13 protein-coding genes, 6 tRNA genes and 3 rRNA genes are annotated in these 20377 nt (G+C 53.6%); 21 read left to right on the forward strand and 1 reads right to left on the reverse strand.

What is annotated here, in order from left to right; all coding sequences use genetic code 11:
• Nucleotides 1–3 precede the first annotated feature (3 nt).
• On the reverse strand, nt 4–1422 hold the full coding sequence (locus KBP52_RS21505) for a peptidoglycan DD-metalloendopeptidase family protein (RefSeq protein WP_141129715.1): 1419 nt from the start codon (nt 1420–1422) through the stop codon (nt 4–6).
• Between the two features lie 212 nt (nt 1423–1634).
• Between KBP52_RS21505 and tyrS the strand changes: the two genes are divergently transcribed.
• From tyrS to rpoB, 21 genes are all read left to right on the forward strand, one after another.
• On the forward strand, nt 1635–2834 hold the full coding sequence (tyrS, locus tag KBP52_RS21510) for a tyrosine--tRNA ligase (protein WP_212620933.1): 1200 nt from the start codon (nt 1635–1637) through the stop codon (nt 2832–2834).
• A gap of 496 nt (nt 2835–3330) precedes the next feature.
• Nucleotides 3331–4867: ribosomal RNA gene (locus tag KBP52_RS21515) — 16S ribosomal RNA — on the forward strand.
• Between the two features lie 162 nt (nt 4868–5029).
• Nucleotides 5030–5106 (forward strand) — tRNA-Ile (locus KBP52_RS21520).
• A 30-nt stretch (nt 5107–5136) separates the two neighbouring features.
• Nucleotides 5137–5212 (forward strand) — tRNA-Ala (locus KBP52_RS21525).
• A gap of 247 nt (nt 5213–5459) precedes the next feature.
• A 23S ribosomal RNA gene (locus tag KBP52_RS21530) occupies nt 5460–8353 on the forward strand.
• A gap of 150 nt (nt 8354–8503) precedes the next feature.
• Nucleotides 8504–8619, forward strand: a 5S ribosomal RNA gene (rrf, locus tag KBP52_RS21535).
• The 16S, 23S and 5S rRNA genes sit together here with 2 tRNA genes alongside, the layout of an rRNA operon.
• Nucleotides 8620–8751: 132 nt before the next feature.
• Nucleotides 8752–9705, forward strand: coding sequence for a bifunctional biotin--[acetyl-CoA-carboxylase] ligase/biotin operon repressor BirA (gene birA / locus KBP52_RS21540; protein ID WP_212620934.1), 954 nt, complete (start codon nt 8752–8754; stop codon nt 9703–9705).
• Nucleotides 9695–10447 carry a pantothenate kinase gene (locus KBP52_RS21545; protein ID WP_077574740.1) on the forward strand — a complete coding sequence of 251 codons (753 nt, stop codon included), beginning with the start codon at nt 9695–9697 and terminating at the stop codon, nt 10445–10447. The genes birA and KBP52_RS21545 overlap by 11 nt, the downstream gene beginning before the upstream one ends.
• A gap of 7 nt (nt 10448–10454) precedes the next feature.
• Complete coding sequence (locus tag KBP52_RS21550) at nt 10455–10886, forward strand: hypothetical protein (RefSeq protein WP_116029910.1); 432 nt, start codon at nt 10455–10457, stop codon at nt 10884–10886.
• A gap of 143 nt (nt 10887–11029) precedes the next feature.
• Nucleotides 11030–11114 (forward strand) — tRNA-Tyr (locus tag KBP52_RS21555).
• Nucleotides 11115–11139: 25 nt separating this feature from the next.
• A tRNA-Gly gene (locus KBP52_RS21560) sits at nt 11140–11213 on the forward strand.
• A 26-nt stretch (nt 11214–11239) separates the two neighbouring features.
• Nucleotides 11240–11315: transfer RNA gene (locus KBP52_RS21565), tRNA-Thr, on the forward strand.
• An 85-nt stretch (nt 11316–11400) separates the two neighbouring features.
• Nucleotides 11401–12594: an elongation factor Tu gene (gene tuf / locus KBP52_RS21570; protein ID WP_038362141.1), complete on the forward strand. Its 1194-nt coding sequence runs from the start codon at nt 11401–11403 to the stop codon at nt 12592–12594.
• Between the two features lie 53 nt (nt 12595–12647).
• Nucleotides 12648–12723: transfer RNA gene (locus tag KBP52_RS21575), tRNA-Trp, on the forward strand.
• Between the two features lie 45 nt (nt 12724–12768).
• On the forward strand, nt 12769–13137 hold the full coding sequence (secE, locus tag KBP52_RS21580) for a preprotein translocase subunit SecE (protein WP_007916493.1): 369 nt from the start codon (nt 12769–12771) through the stop codon (nt 13135–13137).
• Between the two features lie 9 nt (nt 13138–13146).
• Nucleotides 13147–13680, forward strand: coding sequence for a transcription termination/antitermination protein NusG (nusG, locus tag KBP52_RS21585; RefSeq protein WP_007916492.1), 534 nt, complete (start codon nt 13147–13149; stop codon nt 13678–13680).
• Between the two features lie 117 nt (nt 13681–13797).
• The gene (rplK, locus tag KBP52_RS21590) at nt 13798–14229 is read left to right on the forward strand and encodes a 50S ribosomal protein L11 (RefSeq protein ID WP_003228756.1); all 432 of its coding nucleotides are present in this window, start codon (nt 13798–13800) and stop codon (nt 14227–14229) included.
• Nucleotides 14229–14924, forward strand: a complete 696-nt coding sequence (gene rplA, locus KBP52_RS21595; RefSeq protein ID WP_007916481.1) for a 50S ribosomal protein L1 — start codon at nt 14229–14231, stop codon at nt 14922–14924. The genes rplK and rplA overlap by 1 nt, the downstream gene beginning before the upstream one ends.
• 198 nt (nt 14925–15122) lie before the next feature.
• Nucleotides 15123–15623 carry a 50S ribosomal protein L10 gene (rplJ, locus tag KBP52_RS21600; RefSeq protein WP_008081912.1) on the forward strand — a complete coding sequence of 167 codons (501 nt, stop codon included), beginning with the start codon at nt 15123–15125 and terminating at the stop codon, nt 15621–15623.
• Between the two features lie 74 nt (nt 15624–15697).
• Complete coding sequence (rplL, locus tag KBP52_RS21605; protein ID WP_003228750.1) at nt 15698–16063, forward strand: 50S ribosomal protein L7/L12; 366 nt, start codon at nt 15698–15700, stop codon at nt 16061–16063.
• Between the two features lie 221 nt (nt 16064–16284).
• Complete coding sequence (gene rpoB / locus KBP52_RS21610) at nt 16285–20358, forward strand: DNA-directed RNA polymerase subunit beta (RefSeq protein ID WP_077574738.1); 4074 nt, start codon at nt 16285–16287, stop codon at nt 20356–20358.
• Nucleotides 20359–20377 lie beyond the last annotated feature (19 nt).

A 20377-nucleotide genomic window follows, 5' to 3' on the forward strand; every position in this document is an offset into this window, starting at 1 on the left:
GACTTAGCGCTTGCTCGAAGCCAGCATGGTGGCCTTCTCTTGATCCATGCGCGCCATCAACGGTTGGCTCTGTGCAAGGAAGCGCGCACGTTCGGCTTTGGCAATCGGATCAGCCATTGGCAGCTTCTGGCCCAGCGGGTCGACGTGAACGCCGTTGACCTGGAACTCATAGTGCAAGTGCGGACCGGTCGAGAGGCCGGTGGTGCCAATGTAGCCGATGACCTGGCCCTGTTTCACGGTACCGCCAGTCTTCACACCTTTGGCGAAGCCTTGCATGTGGCCGTATAGCGTGCGGTAAGTGTTGCCGTGCTGGATGATCACGGTGTTGCCGTAGCCACCACGACGCCCGGCGAGCAGCACTTTACCGTCACCGGCAGCCTTGATTGGCGTACCGCGTGGCGCAGCGTAATCAACGCCTTTGTGGGCGCGGATCTTATTGAGGATCGGGTGTTTGCGGCCCATGGAGAACTTCGAGCTGATGCGGGCGAAATCCACCGGAGTTCGGATGAATGCCTTGCGCATGCTGTTACCGTCAGCGGTGTAGTAGCTGCTGTTGCCTTGTTTATTGGTGTAACGCACGGCGGTGTAGGTCTTGCCGCGATTGGTGAAGCGGGCGGACAGGATCGGGCCATTGCCGACGGCTTTGCCGTTGACCACTTTCTGCTCGTAGATCACATCGAATTCGTCGCCCTGGCGGATGTCTTGAGCGAAGTCGACGTCGTAGCCGAAGACGCTGGCCATATCCATGGTCAGGCTATGGGAGAGGCCGGCACGGGCTGCCGATTGTGACAGTGAGCTGTTGATTACACCGTGGACGTAAGCGGTGCGAACGGTCGGTTTTGCGGTAACCCGGTTGAAGGCATAACCCTTGTCATTCTTGGTCAGAGTAATGGTTTCGACATCGCTGACCTTGCTGTGCAGGCTGGTCAGTTGGCCTTCAGGGTTCAATTCGAATTCGAGTTTCTGGCCGTGCTTGAGCTGGCTGAACTGCTTGGCTTGTTTATCGCTGGCCAGAACTTCGTGGACAGAAGCGGCAGGCAGGCCGACCTTTTCGAACAAGGTCGACAATGTATCACCCTTGGCAACGACGACTTCACGATGCCCCGGAGCTTTCGGCTTTTCGGTGACTGGCGCAGGTGCGGCTTCAGCGGTTTGTGCGGTGTTTTCGTCAGTGTTTTCGATTTGAGCAAACGGCGAAGCTACGGGTTCATTTGTGGCTTGAGCTGCGTCGGCAGCGTCTTGATCTTGTGTCAGTTGTTCAGCAGGACTTTCCAGTTCAAGACTCAGGGTCGTCTTTTTGGCTTCAACATCACTGGAAGGGAATACCAGGAGAGCCAGGCTAAGAAGGGCGGCGATTCCACTTGCGGCGAGCAGGTGGGTCTTCGGGTAAAGCGGAGGCGCTTTAGACGGTTCTGTGGTCATAGGTAATTTTGACTTTGAAAAATGATGAATTGGAAAAGATGAATGACATGATGAAGATGAAATAACTGTATAAAATATAACCAAATCATATCTGAAGCAAGTCTACAGACAGTCCGTCTGTGGATTGGTGTCCGTGCGCCGGGCAAAACTTGTAATTGGTGCGCGATCTTGTATGGTTGGTTCCCTTTGAATCTGAGCCTTGCGGGTCTGTTATGAAGTCGGTTGAAGAGCAGCTAGCGCTGATTAAACGTGGTGCGGAAGAACTATTGGTCGAGTCCGAGCTGATCGAGAAGCTCAAGCGCGGCCAGCCGCTGCGTATCAAGGCTGGTTTTGATCCAACCGCTCCGGATCTGCACTTGGGTCATACCGTGCTTATTAATAAGCTGCGTCAGTTCCAGGAGCTGGGGCATCAGGTGATCTTCCTTATAGGTGACTTCACCGGGATGATCGGTGATCCGAGCGGCAAGAGCGCCACTCGTCCTCCGCTGACTCGCGAGCAGGTTCTGGAAAACGCCGAGACCTACAAGACTCAGGTGTTCAAGATTCTTGATCCGGCGAAAACCGAAGTTGCATTCAACTCCACCTGGATGGATCAGATGGGGCCGGCGGACTTCATTCGCCTGACTTCGCAGTACACCGTCGCGCGCATGCTCGAGCGTGATGACTTTGACAAGCGTTACACCACCAATCAGCCAATCGCGATTCACGAGTTCCTCTATCCGCTGGTGCAGGGTTATGACTCGGTTGCTCTGCGCGCGGACGTTGAGCTGGGTGGCACCGATCAGAAGTTCAACTTGCTGATGGGGCGTGAGTTGCAGCGTGGTTATGGTCAAGAGGCTCAATGCATTCTGACCATGCCGCTGCTCGAAGGTCTGGATGGTGTGAAGAAGATGTCCAAGTCGTTGGGCAACTACGTCGGTATTCAGGAAGCGCCGGGCGTCATGTACAGCAAGCTGGTTTCGATTCCGGATGCGTTGATGTGGCGTTACTTCGAGCTGCTCAGCTTCCGTTCGATGGATGAGATCGATGCGTTGCGTGCTGATGTTGAGGCAGGCGCCAATCCGCGCGATGTCAAAATCAAGCTGGCAGAAGAAATCGTTGCTCGCTTTCATGGTGACGAGGCTGCGGCCAATGCTCATCGTGCAGCGGGTAACCGTATGAAGGATGGTGAGCTGCCGGATGATCTGCCGGAGATTGAGCTGGCTTCCGCTGAAGACATGCCGATCGCGGCAGTCCTTAATAAAGCAGGCCTGGTGAAGAACTCGGCAGCGGCGCGCGACCTGTTGGCGTCCGGTGGCGTGCGCATTGATGGTGAAGTGGTTGATCGCTCCTTTATATATGTACTGGGCGCCACCCACGTTTGCCAGGCAGGCAAGAAGGCATTTGCACGTATCACTCTCAAATCTGAGTGATACTGAAAATAAGTGTTGACGGCGAATTTCAGATGTCTATAATTCGCCCCACTTCCGGCGCAGTCGAAACGGAAAACTCCTTGAGATTCAATGAGTTATGTAGGTTTCGGTAGTGGGTTGCTTCAGTTCATCGAAGCCGAAAGGAAGTTGAAAAAGAGGTGTTGACAGCAGCGTGTAACGCTGTAGAATTCGCCTCCCGCTGACGAGAGATCGGAAGCGCAAGTGGTTGAAGTTGTTGAAGAATTCTTCGAAAACTTCTGAAAATAATCACTTGACAGCAAATGAGGCTGCTGTAGAATGCGCGCCTCGGTTGAGACGAAAGATCTTAACCAACCGCTCTTTAACAACTGAATCAAGCAATTCGTGTGGGTGCTTGTGGAGTCAGACTGATAGTCAACAAGATTATCAGCATCACAAGTTACTCCGCGAGAAATCAAAGATGTAACCAACGATTGCTGAGCCAAGTTTAGGGTTTCTTAAAAACCCAAAGATGTTTGAACTGAAGAGTTTGATCATGGCTCAGATTGAACGCTGGCGGCAGGCCTAACACATGCAAGTCGAGCGGATGACAGGAGCTTGCTCCTGAATTCAGCGGCGGACGGGTGAGTAATGCCTAGGAATCTGCCTGGTAGTGGGGGACAACGTTTCGAAAGGAACGCTAATACCGCATACGTCCTACGGGAGAAAGCAGGGGACCTTCGGGCCTTGCGCTATCAGATGAGCCTAGGTCGGATTAGCTAGTTGGTGAGGTAATGGCTCACCAAGGCGACGATCCGTAACTGGTCTGAGAGGATGATCAGTCACACTGGAACTGAGACACGGTCCAGACTCCTACGGGAGGCAGCAGTGGGGAATATTGGACAATGGGCGAAAGCCTGATCCAGCCATGCCGCGTGTGTGAAGAAGGTCTTCGGATTGTAAAGCACTTTAAGTTGGGAGGAAGGGTTGTAGATTAATACTCTGCAATTTTGACGTTACCGACAGAATAAGCACCGGCTAACTCTGTGCCAGCAGCCGCGGTAATACAGAGGGTGCAAGCGTTAATCGGAATTACTGGGCGTAAAGCGCGCGTAGGTGGTTCGTTAAGTTGGATGTGAAATCCCCGGGCTCAACCTGGGAACTGCATTCAAAACTGTCGAGCTAGAGTATGGTAGAGGGTGGTGGAATTTCCTGTGTAGCGGTGAAATGCGTAGATATAGGAAGGAACACCAGTGGCGAAGGCGACCACCTGGACTGATACTGACACTGAGGTGCGAAAGCGTGGGGAGCAAACAGGATTAGATACCCTGGTAGTCCACGCCGTAAACGATGTCAACTAGCCGTTGGGAGCCTTGAGCTCTTAGTGGCGCAGCTAACGCATTAAGTTGACCGCCTGGGGAGTACGGCCGCAAGGTTAAAACTCAAATGAATTGACGGGGGCCCGCACAAGCGGTGGAGCATGTGGTTTAATTCGAAGCAACGCGAAGAACCTTACCAGGCCTTGACATCCAATGAACTTTCCAGAGATGGATTGGTGCCTTCGGGAACATTGAGACAGGTGCTGCATGGCTGTCGTCAGCTCGTGTCGTGAGATGTTGGGTTAAGTCCCGTAACGAGCGCAACCCTTGTCCTTAGTTACCAGCACGTTATGGTGGGCACTCTAAGGAGACTGCCGGTGACAAACCGGAGGAAGGTGGGGATGACGTCAAGTCATCATGGCCCTTACGGCCTGGGCTACACACGTGCTACAATGGTCGGTACAAAGGGTTGCCAAGCCGCGAGGTGGAGCTAATCCCATAAAACCGATCGTAGTCCGGATCGCAGTCTGCAACTCGACTGCGTGAAGTCGGAATCGCTAGTAATCGTGAATCAGAATGTCACGGTGAATACGTTCCCGGGCCTTGTACACACCGCCCGTCACACCATGGGAGTGGGTTGCACCAGAAGTAGCTAGTCTAACCTTCGGGAGGACGGTTACCACGGTGTGATTCATGACTGGGGTGAAGTCGTAACAAGGTAGCCGTAGGGGAACCTGCGGCTGGATCACCTCCTTAATCGACGACATCAGCTGCTCCATAAGTTCCCACACGAATTGCTTGATTCATTGAAGAAGACGAAAGAAGCAGCCTGTATCGGTTTGTAGCTGAGTTGGTTAGAGCGTACCCCATGCTTTGTGGTTAAGAGCAGGGTGAGGTCGGCCTTAGTAGCTCGAAATTGGGTCTGTAGCTCAGTTGGTTAGAGCGCACCCCTGATAAGGGTGAGGTCGGCAGTTCGAATCTGCCCAGACCCACCAATTTTGTGTGGGAAACGCCTGTAGAAATACGGGGCCATAGCTCAGCTGGGAGAGCGCCTGCCTTGCACGCAGGAGGTCAGCGGTTCGATCCCGCTTGGCTCCACCACTACTGCTTCTGAAGTTTGAAAGCTTAGAAATGAGCATTCCATCGTTGTGATGATGAATGTTGATTTCTAGTCTTTGACTAGTTCGTTCTTTAAAAATTTGGGTATGTGATAGAAAGATAGACTGAACGTTACTTTCACTGGTAACGGATCAGGCTAAGGTAAAATTTGTGAGTTCTCTTAGTTGAGAAATTCGAATTTTCGGCGAATGTCGTCTTCACAGTATAACCAGATTGCTTGGGGTTATATGGTCAAGTGAAGAAGCGCATACGGTGGATGCCTTGGCAGTCAGAGGCGATGAAAGACGTGGTAGCCTGCGAAAAGCTTCGGGGAGTCGGCAAACAGACTTTGATCCGGAGATGTCTGAATGGGGGAACCCAGCCATCATAAGATGGTTATCTTGTACTGAATACATAGGTGCAAGAGGCGAACCAGGGGAACTGAAACATCTAAGTACCCTGAGGAAAAGAAATCAACCGAGATTCCCTTAGTAGTGGCGAGCGAACGGGGACTAGCCCTTAAGTGGCTTTGAGATTAGCGGAACGCTCTGGAAAGTGCGGCCATAGTGGGTGATAGCCCTGTACGCGAAAATCTCTTAGTCATGAAATCGAGTAGGACGGAGCACGAGAAACTTTGTCTGAATATGGGGGGACCATCCTCCAAGGCTAAATACTACTGACTGACCGATAGTGAACTAGTACCGTGAGGGAAAGGCGAAAAGAACCCCGGAGAGGGGAGTGAAATAGATCCTGAAACCGTATGCGTACAAGCAGTGGGAGCAGACTTTGTTCTGTGACTGCGTACCTTTTGTATAATGGGTCAGCGACTTATTTTCAGTGGCGAGCTTAACCGAATAGGGGAGGCGTAGCGAAAGCGAGTCTTAATAGGGCGTCTAGTCGCTGGGAATAGACCCGAAACCGGGCGATCTATCCATGGGCAGGTTGAAGGTTGGGTAACACTAACTGGAGGACCGAACCGACTACCGTTGAAAAGTTAGCGGATGACCTGTGGATCGGAGTGAAAGGCTAATCAAGCTCGGAGATAGCTGGTTCTCCTCGAAAGCTATTTAGGTAGCGCCTCATGTATCACTGTAGGGGGTAGAGCACTGTTTCGGCTAGGGGGTCATCCCGACTTACCAAACCGATGCAAACTCCGAATACCTACAAGTGCCGAGCATGGGAGACACACGGCGGGTGCTAACGTCCGTCGTGAAAAGGGAAACAACCCAGACCGTCAGCTAAGGTCCCAAAGTTATGGTTAAGTGGGAAACGATGTGGGAAGGCTTAGACAGCTAGGAGGTTGGCTTAGAAGCAGCCACCCTTTAAAGAAAGCGTAATAGCTCACTAGTCGAGTCGGCCTGCGCGGAAGATGTAACGGGGCTCAAACCATACACCGAAGCTACGGGTATCATCTTCGGATGATGCGGTAGAGGAGCGTTCTGTAAGCCTGTGAAGGTGAGTTGAGAAGCTTGCTGGAGGTATCAGAAGTGCGAATGCTGACATGAGTAACGACAATGGGTGTGAAAAACACCCACGCCGAAAGACCAAGGTTTCCTGCGCAACGTTAATCGACGCAGGGTTAGTCGGTCCCTAAGGCGAGGCTGAAAAGCGTAGTCGATGGAAAACAGGTTAATATTCCTGTACTTCTGGTTATTGCGATGGAGGGACGGAGAAGGCTAGGCCAGCTTGGCGTTGGTTGTCCAAGTTTAAGGTGGTAGGCTGAGATCTTAGGTAAATCCGGGATCTTAAGGCCGAGAGCTGATGACGAGTGTTCTTTTAGAACACGAAGTGGTTGATGCCATGCTTCCAAGAAAAGCTTCTAAGCTTCAGGTAACCAGGAACCGTACCCCAAACCGACACAGGTGGTTGGGTAGAGAATACCAAGGCGCTTGAGAGAACTCGGGTGAAGGAACTAGGCAAAATGGCACCGTAACTTCGGGAGAAGGTGCGCCGGTGAGGGTGAAGGACTTGCTCCGTAAGCTCATGCCGGTCGAAGATACCAGGCCGCTGCGACTGTTTATTAAAAACACAGCACTCTGCAAACACGAAAGTGGACGTATAGGGTGTGACGCCTGCCCGGTGCCGGAAGGTTAATTGATGGGGTTAGCTAACGCGAAGCTCTTGATCGAAGCCCCGGTAAACGGCGGCCGTAACTATAACGGTCCTAAGGTAGCGAAATTCCTTGTCGGGTAAGTTCCGACCTGCACGAATGGCGTAACGATGGCGGCGCTGTCTCCACCCGAGACTCAGTGAAATTGAAATCGCTGTGAAGATGCAGTGTATCCGCGGCTAGACGGAAAGACCCCGTGAACCTTTACTATAGCTTTGCACTGGACTTTGAATTTGCTTGTGTAGGATAGGTGGGAGGCTTTGAAGCGTGGACGCCAGTTCGCGTGGAGCCATCCTTGAAATACCACCCTGGCAACTTTGAGGTTCTAACTCAGGTCCGTTATCCGGATCGAGGACAGTGTATGGTGGGTAGTTTGACTGGGGCGGTCTCCTCCTAAAGAGTAACGGAGGAGTACGAAGGTGCGCTCAGACCGGTCGGAAATCGGTCGTAGAGTATAAAGGCAAAAGCGCGCTTGACTGCGAGACAGACACGTCGAGCAGGTACGAAAGTAGGTCTTAGTGATCCGGTGGTTCTGTATGGAAGGGCCATCGCTCAACGGATAAAAGGTACTCCGGGGATAACAGGCTGATACCGCCCAAGAGTTCATATCGACGGCGGTGTTTGGCACCTCGATGTCGGCTCATCACATCCTGGGGCTGAAGCCGGTCCCAAGGGTATGGCTGTTCGCCATTTAAAGTGGTACGCGAGCTGGGTTTAGAACGTCGTGAGACAGTTCGGTCCCTATCTGCCGTGGACGTTTGAGATTTGAGAGGGGCTGCTCCTAGTACGAGAGGACCGGAGTGGACGAACCTCTGGTGTTCCGGTTGTCACGCCAGTGGCATTGCCGGGTAGCTATGTTCGGGAAAGATAACCGCTGAAAGCATCTAAGCGGGAAACTTGCCTCAAGATGAGATCTCACTGGAACCTTGAGTTCCCTGAAGGGCCGTCGAAGACTACGACGTTGATAGGTTGGGTGTGTAAGCGCTGTGAGGCGTTGAGCTAACCAATACTAATTGCCCGTGAGGCTTGACCATATAACACCCAAGCAATTTGCGTCGAAAGGCCAAGTTGCGGTGTGTGAAGACGAAACGAACCGAAAGTTCGATGTTCACAAACACCGAAAGCTGTCACATACCCAATTTGCTGAAGCGAGGCCATCTGGCCACGACTCAGTACCCGAATTTCTTGACGACCATAGAGCGTTGGAACCACCTGATCCCATCCCGAACTCAGCAGTGAAACGATGCATCGCCGATGGTAGTGTGGGGTTTCCCCATGTGAGAGTAGGTCATCGTCAAGATTAAATTCCGAAACCCCAATTGCGAAAGCAGTTGGGGTTTTGTTTTGCCCGCAAGAAAAGCATCTGCTTGATTTCTATGCAACGGCCCGGTGCATGGCTATTATTCGGGCCTCATTGTGAGGCGAGACCTGCATGTTGACGTTGTTGAACCTTCTGAAAGATGGTCGATTCCATTCTGGTCAGGATCTGGGGGCCGCCCTGGGGATAAGTCGAAGTGCGGTATGGAAGCAACTTCAGCATCTTGAAGCTGAGCTTGGTCTGTCTATCCATAAAGTGCGGGGGCGGGGCTATCAATTGGCTTCGCCATTGATGCTTCTCGACGCTCTGACGATATCCGCAATTGCGCCATCTTGGCCGGTGACCGTCCTGGATTCGGTCGACTCGACAAACGCTGAGGCTTTGCGTGCAATCGGCCAAGGGGGGCAGGCGCCCTTTTTGGTGCTCGCGGAGCGACAAGTCTCTGGGCGCGGAAGAAGAGGTCGCAAGTGGGTGAGCCCGTTTGCTGAAAATCTCTATTACAGTCTTGTCCTGCGCATCGATGGCGGAATGCGCCAGCTTGAGGGCTTGAGTCTTGTTGTGGGATTGGCTGTCTTGCAGGCTCTGAGAAACTTTGGGGTGCCAGGTGCGGGATTGAAGTGGCCTAACGATGTCTTGGTGGGTAACAAGAAAATAGCGGGCATTCTTCTTGAGCTCGTCGGCGATCCGGCAGACGTTTGCCACGTGGTCCTGGGTATTGGCGTCAACGTGAATATGCAGGTGGCTGATGAGGTGGATCAGCAATGGACTTCAATTCGGCTTGAGTCAGGCAGAAGCAGTGATCGCAACGCCTTGGTGGTTGAGTTGAGTAAGCAATTAAGTGCTTACATTCAGCGCCATCAAGTCGATGGTTTTTCGGCTCTTCAGTCGGAATGGGAGGCTAACCATCTATGGCAAGATCGCTCGGTGTCATTGATCGCCGGTTCCAACCATGTAGATGGTGTGGTGCTCGGAATAGATAGTCAGGGTGCGCTGCGTCTGAAGGTGAGTGGTGTGGAAAAAGTCTTTAGTGGTGGTGAGCTCAGCCTGAGGTTGCGTGATGATTCTTGAGCTCGACTGTGGAAACAGCTTTATTAAGTGGCGTGTGCTGAAGGCTGCGCCCGTCGCTATTTTTTCTGAAGGAGTTGTCGGCTCTGATATCGCGTTGCTTGACAGTTTAAGGTCCCTTGAAGGGCTTGTACTGCGCAAGTGTCGCCTGGTCAGCGTCAGGACTGCGGAAGAGACGGATGTATTGATCGATGCTCTCGAGCGGGAGTTCGGTGTTTCTGCGGTGTGTGCGAAGTCTGCTCGTGAAATGTCTGGTGTCAAAAATGGTTATGAAGACTACGAGCGTCTAGGGCTTGATCGATGGTTGGCCATGCTTGGCGGGTTTCATCTGGCATCGGGCGGCGCTTGCCTTGTACTCGATTTCGGTACGGCGGTAACTGCTGATTTTATTGCTTCTGATGGTGACCATCTTGGCGGCTTTATTTGCCCTGGAATTCCATTGATGCGAGATCAGCTGCGTACTCATACCCGCAAGATTCGCTATGGGGATCAGGCGGCTGAGCGTGCACTGTCCAGTATTGCGCCTGGGCGCACCACCGTTGAGGCGGTGGAGCGCGGGTGTGCATTGATGCTGCGAGGTTTCGTCTTGACGCAGTTGGAGCTGGCGCGCTCTTACTGGGGGGAAGGCTTCACAGTCTTTATAACTGGCGGTGATGCTGAATTGGTCGCGGATGTCGCGCCTGAGGCCCGAGTCGTTCCCGACCTGGTATTTGTAGGGTTGGCCATGGCGTGTCCTTTTTCCTGAGGTTTGTATGCGTTGGTTGTTCCTCCTGCTTCTTGTTCTCAACGTTTTCTATTATGTCTGGCATCAGCAAGAGGCACCCTTGCGGGCGAAAGATGTAACGCCCCTCAGTTTGTATCGGGGTTCCCAGCAAGACATACGCTTGCTCAGCGAAACGACGGGTGATGTTCGGGAGGGGCGAGAGCGGCGACGGCAGGAGTGTCTGTTTCTCGGTGGCTTTTCCAGTCAGGAGTCGCTTTCAGCCCTTCAGCAGCGCTTGGTCGAAATGGGGGTCAGTGTGCAATCTTCTTCGAGGGATGCTTTTGGGGCTGGTTATTGGTTGTCTGTCGCGCCTCAGAGCCAGCGTTTGTTGGGTGATGCTCAGCTACAAAACCTTTCCAACGAATTCAATGAGTTAAAACATAAAATAATGCTGTGTGAGGGGGTTGCACCTGCTGAATAGTTTGCATAGAATGGCGCCCGCTCCACAGCGAAGACCTAAACGGGTATTCAAAGTGAAGTGATGTCAACGCAGCTAACCTCAGGTTTTTAAATGAGAAAATGCTTGACAGAGGTTTGGCATAGTATAGAATGCCGGCCTGATTAGGAGGGGTTCCCGAGCGGCCAAAGGGATCAGACTGTAAATCTGACGTCTACGACTTCGAAGGTTCGAATCCTTCTCCCTCCACCAGATTTAAGCGTGAGCTGCAGGCTCCGCGGGTATAGTTTAGTGGTAGAACCTCAGCCTTCCAAGCTGATGATGCGGGTTCGATTCCCGCTACCCGCTCCAAGTTTGCAGGTTGTGCAACGCGTTTCGCTCTTGTAGCTCAGTTGGTAGAGCACACCCTTGGTAAGGGTGAGGTCAGCGGTTCAAATCCGCTCAAGAGCTCCATATAACAAGGCAGATATGAAAATATCTGCCTTTGTTTTAATGGTTGATATTGTTTGTCTAATTTCTTCTGTTGAGGGTGATATCGATGGCTAAGGAAAAATTTGATCGTTCCCTGCCCCACGTCAACGTTGGGACCATTGGTCACGTTGACCACGGTAAAACCACTCTGACCGCTGCTCTGACTCGCGTCTGCTCCGAAGTTTTCGGTTCGGCCGTAGTTGAATTCGACAAGATCGACAGCGCTCCAGAAGAAAAAGCTCGCGGTATCACCATCAACACCGCGCATGTTGAGTACAACTCGCTGATCCGTCACTACGCTCACGTCGACTGCCCAGGTCACGCTGACTATGTGAAGAACATGATCACCGGTGCTGCTCAAATGGACGGCGCTATCCTGGTTTGCTCGGCCGCCGATGGTCCGATGCCGCAAACCCGTGAGCACATCCTGCTGTCCCGTCAGGTGGGCGTTCCGTATATCGTGGTTTTCCTGAACAAGGCTGACCTGGTAGACGACGCTGAGCTGCTGGAACTGGTTGAGATGGAAGTTCGCGACCTGCTGTCCACCTACGACTTCCCGGGCGATGACACTCCAATCATCATCGGTTCGGCTCGTATGGCGCTGGAAGGCAAAGACGACAACGAGATGGGCACCACTGCCGTCAAGAAACTGGTTGAAACTCTGGATAGCTACATCCCAGAGCCAGTTCGTATGATCGACAAGCCGTTCCTGATGCCAATCGAAGACGTGTTCTCGATCTCGGGTCGCGGTACTGTTGTGACTGGTCGTATCGAGCGCGGTATCGTTCGCGTTCAGGATCCGCTGGAAATCGTTGGTCTGCGTGACACTACCGTTTCCACCTGCACCGGTGTGGAAATGTTCCGCAAACTGCTCGACGAAGGTCGTGCTGGCGAGAACTGCGGTGTTCTGTTGCGTGGTACCAAGCGTGACGATGTTGAGCGTGGTCAGGTTCTGGTTAAGCCGGGTTCGGTTAAGCCGCACACCAAGTTCACTGCAGAAGTTTACGTTCTGAGCAAGGAAGAAGGCGGCCGTCACACTCCGTTCTTCAAAGGCTACCGTCCACAGTTCTACTTCCGTACTACTGACGTGACTGGTAACTGCGAGCTGCCAGAAGGCGTTGAAATGGTAATGCCAGGTGACAACATTCAGATGACTGTTACCCTGATCAAAACCATCGCGATGGAAGACGGTCTGCGTTTCGCTATCCGTGAAGGCGGTCGTACCGTCGGCGCTGGCGTCGTAGCCAAAATCATCGAGTAAGTGGTTGTAATGTATTTTTCGGGCCGGCATAATGGTCGGCCTGATTTTGTTTTAGGTCAGTAGCTCAATTGGCAGAGCGACGGTCTCCAAAACCGTAGGTTGGGGGTTCGATTCCCTCCTGACCTGCCAGATTCACTCAGTGTGTCTGGCTTTCTTTTCACAGGATCTTCATAGATGACTCCTAAAGCTGAAGCTCAAGGCTCTCGCTTCGATCTGCTCAAGTGGCTTGTAGTTGTCGCTTTGGTGGTTGTTGGCGTTGTTGGCAATCAGTATTACTCTGCTTCGCCGATCCTGTACCGTGTACTCGCTTTGCTTGTTATTGCTGCTGTAGCTGCCTTTGTAGGCCTGCAGACAGCCAAGGGCAAGTCTTTCTTTGTACTGGTTAAGGAAGCTCGCACCGAGATTCGTAAAGTCGTGTGGCCAACTCGCCAAGAAACCACGCAGACCACCCTGATTGTGGTGGCTGTTGTTCTGGTTATGGCGTTGCTGTTGTGGGGTCTTGATTCCCTGCTCGGTTGGCTTGTTTCCTTGATTGTCGGCTAAGGGTGTCCCGTGGCTAAGCGTTGGTATGTTGTGCATGCTTACTCGGGTTACGAGAAGCATGTGATGCGCTCGCTGGTCGAGCGCGTAAAGCTGGCTGGCATGGAAGATGGCTTCGGCGAGATTCTGGTTCCCACTGAAGAAGTGGTTGAAATGCGTAATGGCCAGAAACGCAAAAGCGAGCGCAAGTTCTTTCCAGGCTATGTGCTGGTTCAGATGGATATGAACGAGGGTACTTGGCACTTGGTCAAGGATACTCCTCGGGTGATGGGTTTCATTGGCGGTACTGCCGATAAGCCTGCGCCAATCACCGATAAAGAGGCAGAAGCAATTCTGCGTCGTGTTGCTGATGGTAGCGACAAGCCGAAGCCGAAGACTCTCTTCGAGCCAGGTGAAACGGTGCGAGTCAATGACGGTCCATTCGCTGATTTCAATGGCGTTGTTGAAGAAGTTAACTACGAAAAGAGCCGGATCCAAGTGGCAGTGCTCATTTTCGGTCGCTCTACTCCGGTAGAGTTGGAGTTCAGTCAGGTCGAAAAGGTCTAGCTGGGCAAGCATCCCAACCCCGCAGCCCTAGGCTGTGGGGTTTTGTCGTCACTGGGATAAACGCGCAAGTAACCGGGGAGCCTTTCGAGGCGTTCGAACCCGTAATTGGAGTGCCTCATGGCCAAGAAAATTACCGCTTACATCAAGCTGCAAGTGAAGGCCGCTCAGGCTAACCCAAGCCCACCTGTTGGTCCTGCTTTGGGTCAGCACGGCGTGAACATCATGGAATTCTGCAAGGCCTTCAACGCCCGTACTCAGGGTCTTGAAGCAGGTCTGCCGACTCCAGTGATCATCACTGTCTACAGCGACCGTAGCTTCACTTTCGAAACAAAATCCACCCCTGCTTCGGTTTTGCTGAAGAAAGCGGCCGGTCTGACCAGCGGTTCCGCTCGTCCGAACACCGTTAAGGTTGGCACCGTTACCCGTGCTCAGCTGGAAGAAATCGCGAAAACCAAAAACGCGGATCTGACTGCAGCTGATATGGATGCAGCCGTGCGTACTATCGCCGGTTCTGCTCGTAGCATGGGCCTTAACGTGGAGGGTGTGTAATGGCTAAGCTGACCAAGCGTCAAAAGGCTATCGCCGGCAAAATCGAAGCAGGCAAGGCCTACAATATTGTAGACGCCGCTGCACTGCTGGCTGAGCTGTCGACTGTCAAGTTCAGCGAGTCGTTCGACGTTGCTGTAAACCTGGGTGTAGACCCGCGTAAATCTGACCAGGTTGTTCGTAGCGCTACTGTGCTGCCGCACGGCACTGGCAAGACTGTTCGCGTTGCTGTGTTCACCCAAGGTCCAGCTGCTGAGGCCGCTCTGGCTGCCGGCGCTGACCGTGTAGGTATGGACGACCTGGCTGCCGAAATGAAAGGCGGCGACCTGAACTATGACGTAGTGATCGCATCCCCGGATGCCATGCGCGTTGTAGGTCAGTTGGGTCAGATCCTCGGTCCACGTGGTCTGATGCCTAACCCTAAGGTTGGTACCGTAACTCCAGACGTAGCTACCGCGGTCAAGAACGCTAAAGCTGGTCAGGTTCGTTATCGCACCGACAAAAACGGCATCATTCACACCTCCGTTGGCAAGATGGGCTTCGACGCCGTCAAGCTGAAGGAAAACGTTGAAGCCCTGATCGCTGATCTGAAGCGTATCAAGCCAGCTTCTTCGAAAGGTATCTACGTCAAGCGCGTTACCCTGAGCACCACTATGGGCCCAGGTCTGGTCATCGACCAGAGCTCGCTGGACGCGTAAGACAAAAATTGGCGCGAGTATTCGCGCCAGTTGAAAGATTGGGGTCCCTGCCTGGCGGGGGCTATCCAAGACCGTAGGCGACGCAAGTCTTAAACCACCAGCCTACGCAGATGGTGCTCCCGGTTCCTTACCGAATCAGACACCAAAACGACATTCGGTTCCGATCGAATGAAACGGTAACAAGCAGGAGTTAAACCCGTGGCAATTAATCTCGAAGACAAGAAGGCCATCGTCGCTGAAGTCAACGAGGCTGCCAAAGTCGCTCTGTCCGCTGTCGTGGTTGATGCACGTGGCGTAACAGTAGGCGCAATGACCGGACTCCGTAAAGAGGCTCGTGAAGCTGGCGTTTACGTACGCGTTGTACGTAATACCCTGCTCAAGCGCGCTGTTGCTGACACTCAATACAGTGTCCTCAACGACGTGTTCACCGGCCCGACCCTGATTGCATTCTCGAACGAACATCCGGGCGCTGCTGCTCGTATCTTCAAAGAGTTTGCCAAGGGTCAGGACAAGTTCGAGATCAAGGCAGCTGCGTTCGAGGGCAAGTTCCTCGCAGCTAATCAGATCGACGTACTGGCAACTCTGCCGACCCGTGACGAAGCAATTTCTCAGCTGATGAGCGTGATTCAAGGCGCTACCAGCAAATTGGCTCGTACTCTGGCGGCAATTCGCGACCAGAAAGAAGCTGCTGCAGCCTAAGGCTCGTCAACTTCTCGCGTTTTTTGTTTATTTCGATGGTCGCGTAGGCCGTCCCCCAATTCAGGAATTGAGTCATGTCTCTGACTAACGAACAAATCATCGAAGCAATCGGCCAGAAATCCGTAGTGGAAATCGTTGAGCTGATCAAAGCGATGGAAGAAACCTTCGGTGTTACCGCTGCTGCTGCTTCGGCTGGTCCAGCTGCTGCTGCCGCTGTTGTTGAAGAGCAAACCGAGTTCAACGTTGTTCTGCTGGAAGCTGGCGAGAAGAAGGTTAACGTGATCAAGGCAGTTCGTGAACTGACCGGTCTGGGCCTGAAAGAAGCCAAAGAGAAAGTAGACGGCGCTCCTCAGGTTGTAGCTGAAGGCGTTTCGAAAGAAGCGGCTGAAGACGCCAAGAAGAAGCTGGAAGAAGCAGGCGCTAAAGTCGAACTGAAATAAGTATCGACTTTGCTCCTCCAGCCCGAGCGTCAAGCGACAGGCTGATGGCTGGTGGCTCTTGCCACCGGCCTTTTTCCGTTATTGGCAGCCGACTGGGTCGGTGCTGATAAAGGCGCTGTAACCACCCGATGCGGTGGAGCAAACCATGGGGTTTGCACGATTTTCTGGCTGCTCCCGTCGGGAGGGGCCAAACAAGCAGGTGACCAAGCTGGGGAACGCTGATGGCTTACTCATATACTGAGAAAAAACGTATCCGCAAGGACTTTAGCAAGTTGCCGGACGTCATGGATGTGCCTTACCTCCTGGCCATCCAGCTGGATTCGTATCGTGAATTCTTGCAAGCGGGAGCGACTAAAGATCAGTTCCGCGACGTGGGCCTGCATGCGGCCTTCAAATCCGTTTTCCCGATCATCAGCTACTCCGGCAATGCTGCGCTGGAGTACGTCGGTTATCGCCTGGGCGAACCGGCATTTGATGTCAAAGAATGCGTATTGCGCGGTGTAACTTTCGCCGTACCTTTGCGGGTAAAAGTGCGCCTGATCATTTTCGACAAAGAATCGTCGAACAAAGCGATCAAGGACATCAAAGAGCAAGAAGTCTACATGGGTGAAATCCCCCTGATGACTGAGAACGGTACCTTCGTAATCAACGGTACCGAGCGTGTAATCGTTTCCCAGCTGCACCGTTCCCCGGGCGTGTTCTTCGATCACGACCGCGGCAAGACGCATAGCTCCGGCAAACTGCTGTACTCCGCGCGCATCATTCCTTACCGCGGTTCGTGGCTGGACTTCGAGTTCGACCCGAAAGACTGCGTGTTCGTGCGTATCGACCGTCGTCGCAAGCTGCCGGCATCGGTACTGCTGCGCGCGCTCGGCTATACCACTGAAGAAGTGCTGGACGCTTTCTACACCACCAACGTTTTCCACCTGAGCGGCGAAACCCTCAGCCTGGAACTGATTGCTTCGCGTCTGCGTGGTGAAATTGCGGTTCTGGACATTCAGGACGAGAAAGGCAAGGTCATTGTTGAAGCGGGCCGCCGTATTACCGCGCGCCACATCAACCAGATCGAAAAAGCCGGTATCAAGACTCTGGAAGTACCTCTGGACTACGTCCTGGGCCGTACTACCGCCAAGGTCATCGTGCACCCGGCTACCGGCGAAATCCTGGCAGAGTGCAACACCGAGCTGAACACCGAAGTCCTGGCAAAAATTGCCAAGTCCGGCGTTGTTCGCATCGAAACTCTGTACACCAACGATATCGACTGCGGTCCGTTCGTCTCCGACACGCTGAAGATCGACTCCACCAGCAACCAATTGGAAGCGCTGGTCGAGATCTATCGCATGATGCGTCCAGGCGAGCCGCCAACCAAAGACGCTGCCGAAACCCTGTTCAACAACCTGTTCTTCAGCCCTGAGCGCTATGACCTGTCTGCGGTCGGCCGGATGAAGTTCAACCGTCGTATCGGTCGTACCGAGATCGAAGGTTCGGGCGTGCTGTGCAAGGAAGACATCGTCGCGGTATTGAAGACTCTGGTCGACATCCGTAACGGTAAAGGCATCGTCGATGACATCGACCACCTGGGTAACCGTCGTGTTCGCTGCGTAGGCGAAATGGCCGAGAACCAGTTCCGCGTTGGCCTGGTACGTGTTGAGCGTGCGGTCAAAGAGCGTCTGTCGATGGCTGAAAGCGAAGGCCTGATGCCGCAAGACCTGATCAACGCCAAGCCAGTGGCTGCGGCGGTGAAAGAGTTCTTCGGTTCCAGCCAGCTCTCGCAGTTCATGGACCAGAACAACCCGCTGTCCGAGATCACCCACAAGCGTCGTGTCTCTGCACTCGGCCCTGGCGGTCTGACTCGTGAGCGTGCAGGCTTTGAAGTCCGTGACGTACACCCGACTCACTACGGTCGTGTATGCCCGATTGAAACGCCGGAAGGTCCGAACATCGGTCTGATCAACTCCCTGGCTGCTTACGCTCGAACCAACCAGTACGGCTTCCTGGAAAGCCCGTACCGTGTGGTGAAAGAGGGTGTGGTTACCGACGAGATCGTGTTCCTGTCAGCTATTGAAGAAGCCGATCACGTGATCGCGCAGGCTTCGGCGACCATGAACGACCAGAAAGTCCTGATCGACGAACTGGTAGCCGTACGTCACCTGAACGAATTCACCGTCAAGGCGCCTGAAGAAGTCACCTTGATGGACGTTTCGCCGAAGCAGGTAGTTTCGGTTGCAGCGTCGTTGATTCCGTTCCTCGAGCACGACGACGCCAACCGTGCGTTGATGGGTTCGAACATGCAGCGTCAAGCTGTACCAACCCTGCGTGCTGACAAGCCGCTGGTAGGTACCGGCATGGAGCGTAACGTAGCCCGTGACTCCGGCGTTTGCGTCGTGGCTCGTCGTGGCGGCGTGATCGATTCCGTCGACGCCAGCCGTATCGTGGTTCGTGTTGCAGATGACGAAGTTGAAACCGGCGAAGCTGGTGTCGACATCTACAACCTGACCAAATACACCCGCTCGAACCAGAACACCTGCATCAACCAGCGTCCGCTGGTGAGCAAGGGTGATCGCGTTCAGCGTAGCGACATCATGGCCGACGGTCCGTCCACCGACATGGGTGAACTGGCACTGGGTCAGAACATGCGCATCGCGTTCATGGCATGGAACGGCTTCAACTTCGAAGACTCCATCTGCCTGTCCGAGCGTGTGGTTCAGGAAGACCGTTTCACCACGATCCACATTCAGGAACTGACCTGTGTGGCTCGTGATACCAAGCTTGGGCCTGAGGAAATCACTGCGGACATCCCTAACGTGGGTGAAGCTGCACTGAACAAGCTGGACGAAGCCGGTATCGTTTACGTAGGTGCTGAAGTTGGCGCAGGCGACATTCTGGTAGGTAAGGTCACTCCGAAAGGTGAGACCCAACTGACTCCGGAAGAAAAACTGCTGCGTGCAATCTTCGGTGAAAAAGCCAGCGACGTTAAAGACACCTCCCTGCGTGTACCTACCGGTACCAAAGGTACTGTCATCGACGTACAGGTCTTCACCCGCGACGGCGTTGAGCGTGATGCTCGTGCACTGTCGATCGAGAAGACTCAGCTCGACGAGATCCGCAAGGATCTGAACGAAGAGTTCCGTATCGTTGAAGGCGCGACTTTCGAACGTCTGCGTTCCGCTCTGGTAGGCCACAAGGCTGAAGGCGGCGCAGGTCTGAAGAAAGGTCAGGACATCACCGACGAGGTCCTCGACGGTCTTGAGCATGGTCAGTGGTTCAAACTGCGCATGGCTGAAGATGCTCTGAACGAGCAGCTCGAGAAGGCTCAGGCCTACATCGTTGATCGTCGCCGTCTGCTGGACGACAAGTTCGAAGACAAGAAGCGCAAACTGCAGCAGGGCGATGACCTGGCTCCAGGCGTGCTGAAAATCGTCAAGGTTTACCTGGCAATCCGTCGTCGCATCCAGCCGGGCGACAAGATGGCCGGTCGTCACGGTAACAAAGGTGTGGTCTCCGTGATCATGCCGGTTGAAGACATGCCGCACGATGCCAATGGCACCCCGGTCGACGTCGTCCTCAACCCACTGGGCGTACCTTCGCGTATGAACGTTGGTCAGATCCTTGAAACCCACCTGGGCCTCGCGGCCAAAGGTCTGGGCGAGAAGATCAACCGGATGGTCGAAGAGCAGCGTAAAGTCGCTGAACTGCGTACCTTCCTGGACGAGATCTACAACCAGATCGGCGGTCGTAACGAAGATCTGGACAGCTTCTCCGATCAGGAAATCCTGGATCTGGCGAAGAACCTGCGTGGCGGCGTTCCAATGGCCACTCCAGTGTTCGACGGCGCCAAGGAAAGCGAAATCAAGGCCATGCTGAAACTGGCAGACCTGCCGGAAAGCGGCCAGATGCAGCTGACTGACGGCCGTACCGGCAACAAGTTCGAGCGTCCAGTTACCGTTGGCTACATGTACATGCTGAAGCTGAACCACTTGGTAGACGACAAGATGCACGCGCGTTCTACCGGTTCGTACAGCCTGGTTACCCAGCAGCCGCTGGGTGGTAAGGCGCAGTTCGGTGGTCAGCGTTTCGGGGAGATGGAGGTCTGGGCACTGGAAGCATACGGTGCTGCTTACACTCTGCAAGAAATGCTCACAGTGAAGTCGGACGATGTGAACGGCCGTACCAAGATGTACAAAAACATCGTGGATGGCGATCACCGTATGGAGCCGGGCATGCCCGAGTCCTTCAACGTGTTGATCAAGGAAATTCGTTCCCTCGGCATCGATATCGATCTGGAAACCGAATAACACGTGACGCGAATCGAGA

It is taken from the genome of Pseudomonas sp. SCA2728.1_7 (genome assembly GCF_018138145.1).
Lineage (GTDB): Bacteria > Pseudomonadota > Gammaproteobacteria > Pseudomonadales > Pseudomonadaceae > Aquipseudomonas > Aquipseudomonas koreensis_A.

Bases quoted from the DNA above. Each gene is read 5' to 3' on its own strand.
- rplK (WP_003228756.1), top strand. From the start codon at position 13,798: ATGGCCAAGAAAATTACCGCTTACATCAAGCTGCAAGTGAAGGCCGCT.
- rplL (WP_003228750.1), top strand. From the start codon at position 15,698: ATGTCTCTGACTAACGAACAAATCATCGAAGCAATCGGCCAGAAATCC.
- secE (WP_007916493.1), top strand. From the start codon at position 12,769: ATGACTCCTAAAGCTGAAGCTCAAGGCTCTCGCTTCGATCTGCTCAAG.
- KBP52_RS21545 (WP_077574740.1), top strand. From the start codon at position 9,695: ATGATTCTTGAGCTCGACTGTGGAAACAGCTTTATTAAGTGGCGTGTG.
- tyrS (WP_212620933.1), top strand. From the start codon at position 1,635: ATGAAGTCGGTTGAAGAGCAGCTAGCGCTGATTAAACGTGGTGCGGAA.
- KBP52_RS21550 (WP_116029910.1), top strand. From the start codon at position 10,455: ATGCGTTGGTTGTTCCTCCTGCTTCTTGTTCTCAACGTTTTCTATTAT.
- KBP52_RS21505 (WP_141129715.1), bottom strand. From the start codon at position 1,422: ATGACCACAGAACCGTCTAAAGCGCCTCCGCTTTACCCGAAGACCCAC.
- tuf (WP_038362141.1), top strand. From the start codon at position 11,401: ATGGCTAAGGAAAAATTTGATCGTTCCCTGCCCCACGTCAACGTTGGG.
- birA (WP_212620934.1), top strand. From the start codon at position 8,752: ATGTTGACGTTGTTGAACCTTCTGAAAGATGGTCGATTCCATTCTGGT.
- rpoB (WP_077574738.1), top strand. From the start codon at position 16,285: ATGGCTTACTCATATACTGAGAAAAAACGTATCCGCAAGGACTTTAGC.
- rplA (WP_007916481.1), top strand. From the start codon at position 14,229: ATGGCTAAGCTGACCAAGCGTCAAAAGGCTATCGCCGGCAAAATCGAA.